A 14631-nucleotide genomic window follows, 5' to 3' on the forward strand; every position below is an offset into this window, starting at 1 on the left:
ACATGTTGCATTCCCATGCCGAAATCCGCCGGCGCATCGACGCGCTCGGCCCGTGGTTCCACAATATGGACCTGGCCGGCGTCGAAACCGCGCCCGACCACTTTCTCGGCAACTACCCGCTGATCAAATGGCGCAAATTCGCCGATGCCATACCCGCTGATCTGACCGGCAAGACCGTGCTGGATATTGGCTGCAATGCCGGCTTCTACTCGATCGAGATGAAACGGCGAGGCGCCGCCCGCGTCCTCGGGATCGATTTCGACGAGGCCTATCTGGCCCAGGCCCGCTTTGCCGCCGAGATCGCGGACTGTGATATCGAATTCCAGAAGCTGTCGGTCTACGACGTCGGTGCCCTGCGCGAGACATTCGATGTCGTGCTCTTCATGGGAGTGCTTTACCATTTGCGCCACCCCTTGCTCGCGCTCGACCTGATCCGTGAGCACGTCGCCGTCGACCTGATGATCTTTCAGTCCATGCAGCGCGGCAGCAAGGACCTGCCCGCGTTGGAAGAGAACTATCATTTCTGGACGCATGATTTGTTCGACCAGCCGGAATTTCCCAAGCTGCATTTCATCGAACACCGCTATGCCGACGATCCGACCAACTGGTGGATACCGAACCGGGCCTGCACCGAAGCGATGCTGCGCAGCGCCGGTTTCGAGATCGTTCTGCATCCCGAGCAGGAGGTCTATTTCTGCCGCGCTGCCGGCGATCCGGCCGGCGGTGGCGCGATATATCCGTCGAAAGGAAAGCTCCATGATTGAAGCCGCGATGATCTGGAACGAGCCCAACAACAAATCGCATTGGGACCCCGAGCTCGACCCCGATTGGAGCCGCTTTGCCAGGATGGCAGTCCTGTCGGCGGACGCGATCGCATCCGAGAACCCGGCTCTGATAAAAGTGCTTGGCGGCATCTCGCCGATAGACCCCGGCTTTATCACGCGCATGAAGGAATTCGGCGTGCTGGACCATGTCGACGCCGTCGCTGTTCACGGCTTTCCCCTCGACTGGAACCTGTGGCAAATTCAGGAATGGCCGCAGAAGATCGGTGAGATCGCGACCGTCACCGACCTCCCCATCTGGGTCAGCGAGGTCGGCGTATCGACCTTCGGGGCCGAGGAAATACAGGTCTGGGGGCTCAAGCGCACCGCCGAATTGCTGCTCGGCAACGCACCGCGAATCCAGTGGTACAGCCTCTATGACCTTCCGCGCGAATGGGAAGCAACGACGCGGCATCGCGAGGCGGAGGGATCTTCCTATTACCGCCATTTCCACATGGGGCTGCTGCGCCAGGACGGTACGCCAAAACCGGCGCTGGAAGAATTCCTACGCTACACACCCGCAATGGGCCTGGTGCAGTGGTTTCATTTCGAGGACCCGCGGCTGGACGATGCCGTCGCCTGGATGAAGCGGCTCGGCGTGACCAATATGCGCACGGGGCTTTCCTGGGCCGATAGCTTCAGGCCGAATGCGTTGGACTGGTTCGACCGACAGATGGAAGCACTCGCCGCTTTCGACGTCACGGTCACCTTCTGCTTCACGCCCGAGCATCGCGGAATGATGCCTCACCACACCAGCCCCCCGCTGGTACCCGAGGAATTCGCCGAGTTCTGTGCAACGATGATCCGCCGCTACGCGCCCGGCATGACGTCCGCCTCGCTCCCGACGCAGCGGGCCTCGGCTGCGTGAGGCTCTCATGCGACCCGGTCCGCGATCATCGGAGGCACTGACCGAAGTCAAGGCTCTCGGCCCCTTCGAGATCGGCGCCAGGTCGTGCGCAACCGCCTGCGCCCATCCCGCACCATGGCTCGGCCGGCCATGACGCTCACCGTCCTCAATGTCGCCTATCCCCTCGCGCCTGTCGGACCGGATGCGGTCGGGGGTGCCGAACAGGTCCTGTCGATGCTCGATCGGGCACTGGTCGGCGCGGGTCATCGGTCTATCGTCGTCGGCTGCCGGGGCTCCAGCGCGAGCGGCACGCTTGTGGAAATTCCGGCGGAAGGCGGCGTACTCGACGAGGTGGCGAAGAGCCGCGCGCAGCAGGCTCATCGAACCGCGATCGCCGCTGCCCGCGCCAGGTGGCCGATCGATGTGGTTCATCTGCATGGCATCGATTTCGATGCCTATCTGCCCGACGATGGCCCGACCTTGGTGACCCTTCACCTGCCGCTGGACTGGTATCCGGCCGGGGCCTTGCAGCCGACGCGCGACGACCTGTGGCTTCATGCAGTCTCGGCCGCCCAGCAGAAAACCGCGCCACCCGGCGCCAAACTGGCCCCGCCAATTCCGAATGGAGTAGACATAGAGGCGCTCAGCCTGCCGCAGCCAAAGCGCGACTTCGCACTGGTCCTGAGCCGCATCTGCCCGGAAAAGGGCATCCACCTGGCGCTGGACGCGGCCAAGCAGGCAGGGGTGCCGCTGGTCGTCGGCGGTAAGGTCTATCCCTATGAAACGCACACGCGTTACTTTCGCGACGAGGTCCAACCTCGCCTCGACGGCCGCCGCCGCTTTCTTGGTCCGCTCGGTTTTACCGTCAAGCGACGCTTTCTCAACGCAGCGCGCTGTCTGGTCATCCCGAGCCTTGCCGCCGAGACCAGCTCCCTTGTCGCCATGGAGGCGCTGGCCTGCGGCACACCGGTGATCGCCTTTCCGAATGGTGCGCTTCCCGACGTGATCGAGCACGGCAAGACCGGTTTTCTCGTCAATACGGTCGACGAGATGGCACAAGCCATCGTTGCGGCGTCAAGCCTGGACGCCGAAACATGCCGGGCCGAGGCGCGACGGCGGTTCTCGCTGGAGCGAATGATCTCGTCCTACATGGATGCCTATCAAGCATTGGCACGACTTGGCACCGATGCCGGGCGCCTTGCCGTCACACCGTGAGCAAGTCTGTGTTGCGCGGCGAGATCATCGATGATCCGGCGCAATTCGATACGCTTGCGGCGGATTGGTGGGGACTGTGGGAGCAGAGTTCCTCGGCGACGCCGTTTCAATCTCCTGCGTGGCTGGTGCCATGGTGGCGCACATTCGGGCCCGGCGACCTGGCGACGGTCGCGGTCTGGCGCGGAAGCGAACTGATAGGGCTGGCGCCGCTTTATCTGGAGCACGGGACCGCCGGCTCGAAACTTCTTCCGGTCGGCATTTCGCTCAGCGACTATCTGGATATCCTGTGTGTTCCCGGCGTCGAAAACCAGGTCGCGGCCATTGTTGCCGAAAAGATCCTCTCGGTCGGCTGGTCGCAGTGGATCCTGTCGGATTTGCCGGAAGGCGGCGCCGGTCTTGCGATTGCCCATCCCGATCTGACGGCGGGGCGGCCCGCCGCTCATGATGCGTGCCCCGTGCTCGCCGTCGCCGGAGACGATACCCTTGCAGGCTGTGTACCCTCCCGGCGCCGGCGCCAGTTGCGACGGGCGCGACAGGCCGCATCCAGACGCGGCCGGACCGCGTTGTCGTCGGCACGAGGCGATCCCCAAACCTTCCTCGATCAGTTGATCCGCCTCCACGACGCGCGCTGGGCCGGACACGGAGGTGGCGTGTTGGCCGACGCGGCTGCAGAGGAATTCCACAGGCGCTCACTTCCCTTGCTCGACGCTCGCGGCCTGGTCCGATGCTGGCTTTTGGCAATCGATGGCAGGACGGTCGGGGCCTATTACGGCTTCCACCATCGCGGTCGTGCCTATGCCTATCTCGGGGGCTTCGACCCCGCCTATGCCGAAGAGAGCCCAGGGGCGATCCTGATCGGCCACGCGATCGCGGAATCGATCCGCGAAGGTGCGCGCGAGTTCGATTTCCTGCGCGGCCAGGAAGCCTACAAATATGGCTGGGGCGCCATCGACAGGTGGACGATGCGCAGGGTCTGGACGCGGAATTGATACCATGCCTGCAACCAAGCCAAAATCCGCTCCGCGCCGCACTACGATCAGATCGGCTGTTGAAGACTGCATGGCGGATGGTGTCTGCGCCGAAGCAGTCGTCGCCAGGCTGGCGCTTCACCTGCAGACGGGGATCAGGGCGGCGGAACTGGCAAAGATCGTGCTGGATATCGTTCCGATGAATGCGCGAGACGCGGAAAGGCTGCAAGAGGTAGCCGGGTTGCTTCGCCGCAAGCCAGATATCTTTGCCACATTGCGAGCGACGGGAGCGGCCGTTCGGCACACACGCGACGAAGGGGAGACCGGTGCCGCCGTCGTCACGCGGCTGGCCTCGAGCTTCGATGCGGCGGCAGCGATTTCGGAGACAGCAAGTGTCCAGCTCGCATCCCTAGGGGATGAGGAAAGGCTCTCAGCCACGACCGACGAAGTCGTCGCCTGGCTCAAGCAGCAGGACTTCTCCGGAACCCGCCGGGATATTCTGGACATTGGTTGTGGCATCGGCCGTTTCGAGCATGCGCTTTCCAACTCCTTCAACCGCATGGTCGGCATCGACATATCATCGCGGATGATCTCCATCGCCTCCGAGCGGTGCGCCGCGCTGGGCAATGTCGAGTTGCGGCAAACCTCCGGTCTCGATTTGAGCGAATTCGACGACGGCAGTTTCGATTGCGTGCTGGCGGTTGATAGCTTTCCTTATCTGGTTCTGGCCGGCATGGCCGAGGGGCATTTCGATGAGATCGCACGCGTTCTGAAACGGCCTGGCTGGCTCGCCTTGCTGAACTATTCCTATCGCGGATCTCTTTCGTGGGACCGCGCCGATGTCGGCCGCCTGGCGGAAGCTCACCAAATGCGGGTCGTCATCAATGGCGAGAAGCCGTTTCGGTCATGGGATGGCGAGGCTTTCCTACTGGCTCGTGGCGGCGGAACATTACTGCGCGCCGCCAGTTCGGACGTCGAACCAGAGGCGCCGAAGATCGGCACCGACCCGAAGGAGGAAAGTATGGCACCCGCGGCAAGAAAGATCGGCCGCGGGAAGCAGCACGGCGATGAGCGCGGGCTGGACCGCAATCTCGTCAAGTCCGATCAATATCAGGATCATGCCGCCGACCAGGCGCCGAAGGACTGAACGCCGTCACCGCACGTCCTTTGCCTGCAGCACGTAGGGCCAAGGAAATAAAGCTGTGTAAGGGTTGCCGGCAACCCTGCCGGCGGCGGACATCGCCTTGTAATGTCCGGCGTTTGTCACCACACTAAAGTCAGGGACTGCTGGTTATCAAGAGAATATGGATGTCTCATTCGAGCGACGATACCGCGGACCCGCAATTCGGTCTGGCCATGGATCAGGAGATCACTTCTCTCCTGGACGCCATAGAGCAGGAAAAAATTCCAGACCGGCTAACCAGGCTGGCCATGGAGTTGCAAAACGCGCTGGTTGAGAAACGTCGACGTGACGTGCAGAACTGATTATCTGCGGCTGTCACCCTCCATATCGAGTTGACCATCCGATAGATGATTTCGTCTTTCGATTAGTGTCTGCAACGAACTCTCCCCAAGCAACTCGAGAATATTGGCGCGGGCACGGTTCAGCCGACTTTTTACCGTCCCCACCGCGCAGCCGCATATCTCGGCCGTTTCTTCATAACTCACCCCCAGAACGCCAATCAGCATCAGAACCTCGCGTTGGTGTTCCGGTAGCTTTTGTATGGCGGCGTGGACTTCCTTGCTTTGAACGCTCCATTCCTGGGTGGCTTCCGAAATCGGTCGGGACGACGCGCAGTCGAGCAGGCCTGGCGCTTCCCGGGCAGCGATCTTGACCCGGGTGTAGTACGTGTTGCGCATGATGGTGAAGAGCCACGACTTCATGCGTGTGCCGGGTTCGAACTTGTCGATGTTGGCGAGACCCTTGGTCAGTGTCTCCTGTACCAGATCGTCGGCATCGTCGGGGACGCGGCAGAAGGTGCGCGCGAAAGCCCGCATGGCGGGTATGAGCTCAACGATGGAAACTTCATTGGTTTCTTGGTCGGCCAAAATGTAGCCTCCGGATGACAATGGTCCAGCTCCCAGAAGAAGAGTGTATGAACGCAGCCCCTGCTAAATGCATGGAAGTTTGGTTCGTTCCTCGCGCTGAAGACAACTCTTCAGAAATTCCGCGCAGCGGGGGCATCTTACCCAATCGGCCCATGCCGTCGCCGCGATAGGGATGGCGCCTTGGGCGATGCACGCGCGCGCAGCGGTTCTTTCACGGGAACAAAGCCGCGCACCGGCAGTTTGACCTCCTGAGTACTTCCACCCCCCTCCGGCATCAAAACGAGGTATGTCATGGCCAAATCCGCCCGTCGCTCCGCTCGCCAATCGGCAAGTGGACAGGAACCGGATAGCGCGCGCGGAAACGGCGGGGAATTGCACCAGATCGCCGGGGGTGAGACGCCCACTCTGACCACGGCGCTCGGAACACCCGTCTCCGACGATCAAAACACATTGCGGATCGGCGAACGCGGACCAGCTCTGATCGAGGACTCTCATTTTCGGGAGAAGATTTTCCACTTCGACCACGAACGCATTCCCGAAAGGGTCGTCCATGCCCGGGGCTATGGCGCGCATGGTTACTTCGAGACCTACGAGTCTCTGGCCAAATACACACGTGCCGATATTTTCCAGAGGGCCGGCGAAAAGACACCGGCTTTCGTGCGCTTCTCGACGGTTGCCGGCAACAAGGGCTCGTTCGATCTCGCCCGCGACGTCCGCGGCTTCGCGGTCAAGCTCTACACCAGGGAAGGCAATTGGGATCTGGTCGGCAACAATATCCCGGTTTTCTTCATCCAGGATGCGATCAAGTTTCCCGACCTGATCCATGCCGCCAAACAGGAGCCGGACCGGGCCTTTCCTCAAGCCCAGACCGCTCACGATAATTTCTGGGACTTCATCAGCCTGATGCCGGAATCGATGCACATGGTGATGTGGATCATGTCGGATCGCGCGATCCCGCGCTCCTTCCGCTTCATGCAGGGCTTTGGCGTCCACACGTTCCGCCTGGTCAACGCCAAAGACGAATCCACCTTCGTCAAATTCATCTGGAAGCCAAAGCTCGGCATGCAATCGGTGGTCTGGAATGAGGCGGTCAAGATCAATGGCGCCGATCCAGACTTTCACCGTCGCGATCTATGGGACGCCATCCAGTCCGGCAATTTCCCGGAATGGGAGTTGACGGTGCAATTGTTCGATCAGGCGTTTGCCGACAGCTTCGACTTCGACATTCTGGACGCAACCAAGATCATTCCTGAAGAGGTGCTCGAACCGATCCCGGTCGGGCGGCTGGTGCTTGACCGGATGCCGGATAATTTCTTCGCGGAGACCGAGCAGGTTGCCTTCATGACACAGAATGTGCCGCCCGGAATTGACTTCTCCAACGATCCGCTTCTGCAGGGCCGCAACTTCTCCTATCTCGATACCCAGTTGAAACGGCTGGGCAGCCCGAACTTTACCCATCTTCCGATCAATGCGCCGAAGTGCCCGTTCGCCCATTTCCAACAGGACGGACACATGGCTATGCGCAATCCGGTCGGTCGCGCCAACTATGAACCGAATTCATGGGGGCTGGGACCGCGCGAGGATCCGCAACGCGGCTTTCGTTCCTTCGCCGATGCCGAGGACGGGCACAAGGTGCGTCTGCGCGCAGAAAGCTTCGCCGATCACTACAGCCAGGCTCGGCAATTCTTCAACAGCCAGACACCGCCGGAGCAGCGCCACATCGCCATGGCGCTGACCTTCGAATTGAGCAAGGTCCAGGCACCGGCGATCCGCGAACGCATGGTTTCGCATCTGCTGAACATCGACGAAACCCTGGCGACCACCGTCGCCGACAAGCTCGGCATTCGGAATATGCCCGACCCTGCGGAGGCAGCCGTTCCGACGCGCGACGACCTGCCGCCTTCGCCGGCGCTCAGCATCATCGAGAACGGGCCTGACAGTTTCAAGGGCCGCAAGGTCGGCGTCTTGCTCAGCAATGGAACCGACCCCGCGCTGTTCGAAGAGCTCCGTTCCGCCATCGAAACGGAGGGCGCGGTGATGGAGGTGATCGCGCCCAAGGTGGGCGGCGTCGACGCGGCTGACGGCAGCCACATCGAGGCCAGGCACATGATCGACGGCGGCCCGTCTGTGTTGTTCGACGCCGTGGTGCTGCTCCTTTCCGAGGAGGGTGCCGAGATGCTGCTCGACGAGGCGGCCGCGAGGGACTTCGTGTCAGATGCCTTCGCCCATTGCAAATTCATCGGCTTCACAGCGGCAGCCCAACCTCTCCTGGCCAAGGCGGGCGTGGCGCCCGATGCCGATGAGGGACTGATCGGGCTTGATACCGCAGGTTCCGTGAAGACGTTTATAGAGGCGTGCCGCAAACTGCGGCTGTGGGCACGGGAGACCGCCGTCAAGCTTTGATGCGGAGAGCCATGCGCTGTCACACCGGCGCATGGCTGCAAGGCCGGTATGCAGCATGCCTAGGCCCTATGGTTGGCGGGCCTCTCTGGCGGCCTGTTCTCGCTGCTGTTTCAGGACCTCGTCGGTCCCGACCAGCTTCTTTGCTCCGCCTGGAATTGCCGTGGACACCACCGCGGGTGGGTCGCTTGCCGGAAAAGAATCCTCCAACCCGGCCTGCAGTTGATCCTCGAGCGTCCGCGGTTCTTCGGAGCGGCCAGGCGTCCTGCGTGTATCCATCTTCTCCAGCGACTGTTTCTTCTTTGGTGACTCATTGGCTTCGCGGATCAAGGCATAAAGCTGCTCGATCGCGAATTCCTTGATCGTTTCGAAATCGGGCCGATCGTCCTTCGTCGCCTCTATCTGATCGACCATGGCCTTCTCGAACCGCCCAAGGCTTTCACCGCCGCAGGCATGGGAAAGGCGCAGCAATGCCTCGTGCAGCATCATCGGGGTGAAGTAAGCCGACGCTTCAAGCTTGAGTTGCCGCAGACGATCCGGAGTGGCAGCCTGGAATTTTGACATGGACGGTGTCCTTTCTCTCACGAGCGTGTCAACGACAGTTGATCGCCGATGTTCCACCACGCCTGAACATACTTCATGTCCAGCGACCTACCGGAACCAGCTTGCCGGCCTCCGGAACCGTCCATAATCTTGCGTGACTGGTCTTGATGAGCCGGTTCTCCCGCAAGGCGCCGGCGGCCGCTTTCCAACATGTCACGATTTCTTGTGATGAAGGATGCAGGTCCGGCACGCGCCTGCCAACCCGATCGAGCGGACGGCGTTGCCTGACGCCATCGCGGCTCATCGGCGCCCCCGCAGCAAGAACACCGCCCGATCAGTCGCCCCAGGGAGAAGAACGACTTCGGGCGGCGCTCCGAGCCTCTGGCTCATTTGTTGCAGTTCTGCATGTTCGACGTTGTGTTGCCGCTGGCGGTGTTGTTGTCGATGTCGTTGCCCGCGGCATCCTTGCAGCGGTCGGTCATGCCGTTCGACTTGGTTGTCGAATTTGTCGTGCTCGGGTCGGCGGGTGTGGTCGTCGCACCGGAACCTGTGCCGACGCCAGTGCCGGTCGTGGTCCCATTGCCACCACTGGTGGCGCCGGACGTCGAGCCTGAACCGGTTCCGTTCGACTGTGCCATGGCCGACGTGGCCAGAGCGACCGTAAGCACGGTGGCGGAGAGAAGTTTGGTGATCATTGGAGCATCTCCTTTGGTTGTGTACTGCTTCCACCAAACCTGTCTTTCCCGGATATGTTCCGAGTGAAACGCTCTTCAGCCAAATTCTCATGGATGGGTTCTTGTGCCGATGCGAACGCTTTCGGCACGCCTGGGTTTGCTTGCAGGGGGCGGCGGTGGATCTGTCAGCTGACGGGAACGGCAGGGTCCGTTCGGACGGGATCACCAGCCCCAAACGATCTTCCCATGCACATGGCGACGATGGATTAGTTGAGCTGGCCGAGGATACCAGAGCTGTTGGCCAGGACAAAACTCCAGTAGATCTGGAGCGCTATCGTGCAGATCGCGGCCAAGGAAATCGGCACGCCGAAAGGCACCACACCCCTCTGATCGAGATGCTGGACGTAGACGCGGAATGCACTTTGAGGCAGCAGGAGCGGGTTTTTCACGACCAGGGCCGTGGCGAGCGCGAAGACCAGCAGCAGCAGCGAAAATACCGTCAGGCCACTACCGCCGATCAAAAGCGGCACGACCGCCAGCAGCTTGACGTCGCCGGCACCGATCTTGCGCAGCAACCAGAATGGGAAGAGCGCCAGAAACAGCAACAAGCCGGCCATCGCGCTCAAGCCCATATCCCACCAGGACCGGGAGTGGAGCGACAAAAGCAGGAGCGATCCAAGTCCCAGGCACAGCAGCAACAGCACGTCGCGGTTGGATATTTTCTGGGTGGTGAAGTCGAGCCAGGCGATCCGTGCGAGCAGGCCCGCGGCCAGGATCTTGAGCACTATCGCTTCGGTCAGCAGCACGTTCAGCGCTCGATGTTCTGCACGCTGGACGAGAGCAGCTTCAGATTGTTGGCCACGGTCGGATCGTTGGGCGCCAGTTCATAGGCCTTGAGGAAATTGCCGCGCGCGTCCTGCAGCTTGCCGCGCAGCAGATAGGAGTAGCCGACATTGTTGTAATATTCGGGCGACGGCCCCATCAGCTTGAAAGCGCGGCCATAGGCGCGGTCGGCAAGGTCGAAGCGGTGGATGCGGTCGCAGGAAGCCGCCAAACCCATCCAGGCGCCGCCGTCATTCGGCGCCAACTGCGTCGCCTTGAAGAACAAGGCGCCGGAATTGCCGTAGTTCTCGGCGCGGAACTGGTTCTTGGCCTCCGCCACGGCCTGGTCCGAGGCATAATATTCGACGTCGCCGACGGTCTTCAATCCGTCGAAGGCGTCGCCAAAGGACGTCACATCGCCTTTCGAGGGTTCGTTGGTGCGCACGACACCGCCGGTGGTGTCCACACCGTTTGTCTGGCAGCCGGCAAGCGCCAACAACAGCAGACTGGCTGCGACGACGGTTGCGAGGCGCGTTGGCCCTGTCATTTTGTCCCCCAAGAGTCCTGCGACTCTATTTTAGAATCAAAGCATATACCCATTTAGAAGAAAACGCCCCTCATCCGGACGATAATCGGCAGCAGCACAATCATCAAGACAACAGGGAAAACGCAGACTCCCAGCGGGATCATCATTTTGACCGGCAAAGCGTTGCCGCGCTCTTCGGCGCGAAGAATTCTCTTACCGCGCATTTCGTCGCTGTAAACGCGCAGGGCGTCCGTCAGACTGGTGCCAAGTTCTTCCGATTGCCGGAACAATACCGACAGCGCCCGCGCCTCCTCTAGGCCAAGACGGTCGGAGAGGTCTCGAAGACCGTCTCGCAGGGGTTTGCCGGCGCGCAACTGTAGATTCATGATCGCAAGCTGGATGCCAAGCCATTTGTGGGTACCGGCCAGCTCCTGGCTAACCCGTTCGACCGCCGCCTCCAGGCTCATGCCCGCATCTGCGCAGGTGATCATCATGTCCATGAAATCCGGGAACCCGCGACGGTAAGTTTCCTTCTGGGCATTTTCGAAGCGATCGAGGGCGACACTAGGAACGACGAGGCAAGCGAGGCCGAACAAAGCGGCAATCCCGAAGGTCAGGAACCCTGGTATTTGCGGCGGCACCACTGCGACCAACCCTGTATAGCACCCGAGAAAGCCGACGGTGACAGCGCCAAAACGCGACAAGGTGTAAAAGAGAGGGGCGCCGGATTGATAGAATCCGGCGCGAAACAGCTTCGCCTCAAGAGCATTGGGCTCGCCTCGCTCCTTTTCGACCGATCGGAAATAGGCGTCGACGGGGCGCTGTGCCGCAATCTTGGCAAGCTGTTCTTGCCCAGCGAGGGATCGGCGATTGGCTATGCCTTCGGATTTTAGGCTTTCCGTCACCAGCTTCCGTGTCTGCAGCGCCGGCATGAAGACGAGGGCGCCGAACAGAAAAAGGGCCGTCGCCGCCAGGAAAACAGCCATCGAAACTAGCAGGCTTACGTCCGGGTTGATGGAGAACAAGTGTCTACCATGCTCCTGTCAGAAATCGAAGTTGACCATGCGATACATGATATAGTCGCCAAGTAGAGCCCATAGTCCGAAGATGACGAATACCGGCATGACGAGTGGGTTGTTCCATATGTCGCCATAATAGCTCGGTGCGATGACCATGAGCAGGCCTAACATGACGAGCGGAAACAGGGAAATGATCCATGCCGACATCCGGCCCTCGGCCGAGAGTGCCTTGATTTTCATCCGCAATTTCTCCCTCTCACGCAGTACTGATGAGAGATTCGACAATATCACGGTGAGATTTCCGCCGGTCTTGGCCTGGATGGAGAGTGACACCGAAAGCAGATGGAGACCCTCAAACCCCACGCGTTGTGAAAGTTTCCGTACGGCGTTTTCAAGACTGAGGCCGAAGGTGATTTCGTCGGAGACAATGCCGAATTCGGTGCCCAGCGGGTCAGGCATTTCACGCGCGACAAGCGCCATAGCCACTGTTGTCGGGTGACCTGCACGCAATGAGCGCACAATCATGTCGAGCGCATCGGGAAGTTGGGCAGCGAATTTCAGGATGCGCTTCTTGCGTGCGCGCCGAAGAAGGAGAAGCGGCAGCGCAAACCCCACAAATAGAAAAGCGATCAGCGCCACGACAGTGGAAAAGCCAAGAAGCAGAGGCAGCACCAACGCTAGCACCAGCCCGGCCAAGAGGAACATCGCTGCGAAAGCCAGCGGATTCCCGGTGATGCCGGATTGTGTGTAGAGCCGGTTTAAGCCGACCACGCCAAAGATGTAGTCGCCTGAATTCGTCAACCCGCGTTCACGCAGCAAGCCTTGCAGAGTCTGTTCGGCAGGTGCCTCCTCCGCGAGGCGCGTCAGACGTCGGTTGATAGTACCGGCTCGTACGCGCCGCGCGGCGTAGGATACATACAGGGATTCGGCGGCAAGGATCATCGATGCGGCTGCAAGCACATAGATGAAATAGAGCAGCGTCTGACCAGTGGGCATCAGAGCGGCACCTGCGGATTGAAGGCATCCTTGGCGAAGTGGTGGCCGAGCGTTGCCGCTTCCTGGGCAAAGCGCGGACGCACACCGGTGGCGCGAAAGTCGCCGACGATGTGGCCCTCGACTGTCACGTCGCGGCGGACGAAATGATAGATTTCCTGGATCTGGATGACGTTGCCTTCCATGCCGGTCAGTTCCGAGATGGAGACAACCCGCCTTCCTCCATCGGAAAGGCGCTGCGTCTGGACGATGATATCGATCGCGGACGCAATCTGCGCGCGGATGGAGTCATGGCTCATCGGCATCCCTGCCATGCCGACCATCTGTTCGAGGCGCGAGATCGCGTCGCGCGGTGTGTTGGCATGGATGGTGGTCATCGAGCCTTCGTGGCCGGTGTTCATGGCCTGCAGCATGTCGAAAGCCTCCTCGCCACGCACTTCGCCGACGATGATGCGGTCCGGCCGCATGCGCAACGCGTTCTTCAGCAATTCGCGCTGCCGTACCTCCCCCCTCCCCTCGACATTGGGCGGGCGCGTTTCGAGCCGGCCGACGTGTGGTTGCTGCAATTGAAGTTCGGCCGCGTCCTCGATGGTGATTAGGCGCTCCGTGGACGGTATGTAGCTCGACAGCGCATTGAGCAAGGTCGTCTTGCCGCTGCCGGTGCCGCCCGAAACCAGGATCGATTTGCGCGCCTGGACGGCGATCCGCAGCAGCTCGATCATCGGCGGCCGGATCGAATTGAACGCCATCAAACGCTCGAGCGAATAGGGGTTCTTGGAGAATTTGCGGATCGACACCAGTGGACCATCGACGGAGATCGGCCGCACCGCGATGTTGACACGCGAGCCGTCTGGCAGGCGCGCGTCGACCATCGGCGCCGATTCATCGACGCGCCGGCCGATCGCCGAGACGATCTTGTTGATGACGCGCAGAAGGTGCGCCTCGTCGCGAAAACGAATCGCCGTCTCCTCAAGCACGCCGCGCCGCTCGACGAAGACGCGATTGTGGGTGTTGATCAATATGTCGGCAATCGAGTCATCCTTGAGCAGCGGTTCGATCGGCCCCAGCCCAAGCATCTCGTCGGCCGTATCGCTGGTCAGCTGATCGAGTTCGCGGGCATTCAGCGGCACATTTAGGCTGCGAACGAACTCGCGCACGATGGGGCGGATCTCGTTGAGGATCTCATCCTTGGACGCGCTTTCGAGCGCGGTCAGGTTGAACCTGTCGATAATATGACGATGCAAATCGACCTTGAGGGTCAGGAAAGCGTCGCGTTGCGAGTCGACGTCAGCAACAGGCGATATGGCCGGCACGGCAGAGACAACCGTTGTCGACTCCACTCTTGGTTCGAGCCGCGCCTCGCCCTTTATGAACCGCCCTAGCATGATCCCCTATACTCCCTCCGGCATATTAGCGGAAACTAAACGTTAACCAAGCGACGCACAAGCGGCGGGGCGCTTCACGCGCCACCAATACTTTCAACATAGTTAAGGAGCGCGCCGCAAAAATATCGTTTTTATTTATTGTCCCCCTGCGCTGCCAAACATGAGCGATCCACTAAGCTTTGTAGCGTCCTGTGCCCTTGCGTGCTCCGGCATCGGCATACACTCCATATCTGGCTATAACCCCTTAGATATAAAGGGATATGCCATGCAGCTAAATTAACTGATACTGAATTAGGCTGAATGCATAATTGTGAACGAATGGTTAAGAAGGCTTGAAAAATTAGACGAATCAAGCTCTTGCTAAATTTT

General features: G+C 60.6%; 15 protein-coding genes. 7 read left to right on the forward strand and 8 right to left on the reverse strand.

Annotated elements, in window-relative coordinates:
* Positions 1-2 precede the first annotated feature (2 nt).
* From FJW04_RS16780 to FJW04_RS16805, 6 genes are all read left to right on the forward strand, one after another.
* Positions 3-764, forward strand: coding sequence for a TIGR04290 family methyltransferase (locus tag FJW04_RS16780; RefSeq protein ID WP_140715391.1), 762 nt, complete (start codon positions 3-5; stop codon positions 762-764).
* Entirely contained in the window at positions 757-1689 is a 933-nt protein-coding gene (locus FJW04_RS16785; RefSeq protein ID WP_140617546.1) for a beta-xylosidase, read from the forward strand. Before FJW04_RS16780 ends, FJW04_RS16785 begins: the two co-directional genes overlap by 8 nt.
* A gap of 129 nt (positions 1690-1818) precedes the next feature.
* Positions 1819-2883 (forward strand): glycosyltransferase family 4 protein, encoded by a 1065-nt coding sequence (locus FJW04_RS16790; protein ID WP_140715393.1) that lies wholly within the window; start codon positions 1819-1821, stop codon positions 2881-2883.
* Positions 2880-3872 carry a GNAT family N-acetyltransferase gene (locus tag FJW04_RS16795; RefSeq protein ID WP_140715395.1) on the forward strand — a complete coding sequence of 331 codons (993 nt, stop codon included), beginning with the start codon at positions 2880-2882 and terminating at the stop codon, positions 3870-3872. Before FJW04_RS16790 ends, FJW04_RS16795 begins: the two co-directional genes overlap by 4 nt.
* A 70-nt stretch (positions 3873-3942) precedes the next feature.
* Positions 3943-4998: a class I SAM-dependent methyltransferase gene (locus FJW04_RS16800; protein WP_246673842.1), complete on the forward strand. Its 1056-nt coding sequence runs from the start codon at positions 3943-3945 to the stop codon at positions 4996-4998.
* A 161-nt stretch (positions 4999-5159) separates the two neighbouring features.
* Entirely contained in the window at positions 5160-5336 is a 177-nt protein-coding gene (locus tag FJW04_RS16805; protein WP_015319163.1) for a hypothetical protein, read from the forward strand.
* On the opposite strand, the gene FJW04_RS16810 is transcribed toward FJW04_RS16805, so the two are convergent.
* On the reverse strand, positions 5337-5900 hold the full coding sequence (locus FJW04_RS16810) for a sigma-70 family RNA polymerase sigma factor (protein WP_015319164.1): 564 nt from the start codon (positions 5898-5900) through the stop codon (positions 5337-5339). It abuts the gene before it with no gap.
* Between the two features lie 291 nt (positions 5901-6191).
* Between FJW04_RS16810 and FJW04_RS16815 the strand changes: the two genes are divergently transcribed.
* Positions 6192-8303, forward strand: a complete 2112-nt coding sequence (locus FJW04_RS16815) for a catalase (protein ID WP_140715399.1) — start codon at positions 6192-6194, stop codon at positions 8301-8303.
* 66 nt (positions 8304-8369) lie between these two features.
* Here the strand turns inward: FJW04_RS16815 and FJW04_RS16820 are convergent, their stop codons facing one another.
* From FJW04_RS16820 to FJW04_RS16850, 7 genes are all read right to left on the reverse strand, one after another.
* On the reverse strand, positions 8370-8864 hold the full coding sequence (locus FJW04_RS16820) for a hypothetical protein (protein ID WP_140715401.1): 495 nt from the start codon (positions 8862-8864) through the stop codon (positions 8370-8372).
* Positions 8865-9229: 365 nt separating this feature from the next.
* Positions 9230-9538: a hypothetical protein gene (locus FJW04_RS16825; protein WP_140617552.1), complete on the reverse strand. Its 309-nt coding sequence runs from the start codon at positions 9536-9538 to the stop codon at positions 9230-9232.
* 245 nt (positions 9539-9783) lie between these two features.
* Complete coding sequence (locus FJW04_RS16830; protein WP_140715403.1) at positions 9784-10323, reverse strand: prepilin peptidase; 540 nt, start codon at positions 10321-10323, stop codon at positions 9784-9786.
* A gap of 2 nt (positions 10324-10325) precedes the next feature.
* Positions 10326-10886: a tetratricopeptide repeat protein gene (locus tag FJW04_RS16835; protein WP_140715405.1), complete on the reverse strand. Its 561-nt coding sequence runs from the start codon at positions 10884-10886 to the stop codon at positions 10326-10328.
* Between the two features lie 53 nt (positions 10887-10939).
* Positions 10940-11890, reverse strand: coding sequence for a type II secretion system F family protein (locus FJW04_RS16840; RefSeq protein WP_140715407.1), 951 nt, complete (start codon positions 11888-11890; stop codon positions 10940-10942).
* A gap of 18 nt (positions 11891-11908) precedes the next feature.
* A complete protein-coding gene (locus FJW04_RS16845) occupies positions 11909-12880 on the reverse strand; it encodes a type II secretion system F family protein (RefSeq protein ID WP_140715409.1) in 972 nt (323 codons plus the stop codon).
* Positions 12880-14262: a CpaF family protein gene (locus FJW04_RS16850; protein ID WP_140715411.1), complete on the reverse strand. Its 1383-nt coding sequence runs from the start codon at positions 14260-14262 to the stop codon at positions 12880-12882. Before FJW04_RS16850 ends, FJW04_RS16845 begins: the two co-directional genes overlap by 1 nt.
* Positions 14263-14631: the final 369 nt, after the last annotated feature.

It is taken from the genome of Mesorhizobium sp. B2-7-3, from assembly GCF_006440715.1.
Lineage (GTDB): Bacteria > Pseudomonadota > Alphaproteobacteria > Rhizobiales > Rhizobiaceae > Mesorhizobium > Mesorhizobium australicum.

Bases quoted from the DNA above. Each gene is read 5' to 3' on its own strand.
- FJW04_RS16780 (WP_140715391.1), top strand. From the start codon at position 3: ATGTTGCATTCCCATGCCGAAATCCGCCGGCGCATCGACGCGCTCGGC.
- FJW04_RS16785 (WP_140617546.1), top strand. From the start codon at position 757: ATGATTGAAGCCGCGATGATCTGGAACGAGCCCAACAACAAATCGCAT.
- FJW04_RS16790 (WP_140715393.1), top strand. From the start codon at position 1,819: ATGACGCTCACCGTCCTCAATGTCGCCTATCCCCTCGCGCCTGTCGGA.
- FJW04_RS16800 (WP_246673842.1), top strand. From the start codon at position 3,943: ATGGCGGATGGTGTCTGCGCCGAAGCAGTCGTCGCCAGGCTGGCGCTT.
- FJW04_RS16805 (WP_015319163.1), top strand. From the start codon at position 5,160: ATGTCTCATTCGAGCGACGATACCGCGGACCCGCAATTCGGTCTGGCC.
- FJW04_RS16815 (WP_140715399.1), top strand. From the start codon at position 6,192: ATGGCCAAATCCGCCCGTCGCTCCGCTCGCCAATCGGCAAGTGGACAG.
- FJW04_RS16820 (WP_140715401.1), bottom strand. From the start codon at position 8,864: ATGTCAAAATTCCAGGCTGCCACTCCGGATCGTCTGCGGCAACTCAAG.
- FJW04_RS16825 (WP_140617552.1), bottom strand. From the start codon at position 9,538: ATGATCACCAAACTTCTCTCCGCCACCGTGCTTACGGTCGCTCTGGCC.
- FJW04_RS16835 (WP_140715405.1), bottom strand. From the start codon at position 10,886: ATGACAGGGCCAACGCGCCTCGCAACCGTCGTCGCAGCCAGTCTGCTG.
- FJW04_RS16845 (WP_140715409.1), bottom strand. From the start codon at position 12,880: ATGCCCACTGGTCAGACGCTGCTCTATTTCATCTATGTGCTTGCAGCC.
- FJW04_RS16850 (WP_140715411.1), bottom strand. From the start codon at position 14,262: ATGCTAGGGCGGTTCATAAAGGGCGAGGCGCGGCTCGAACCAAGAGTG.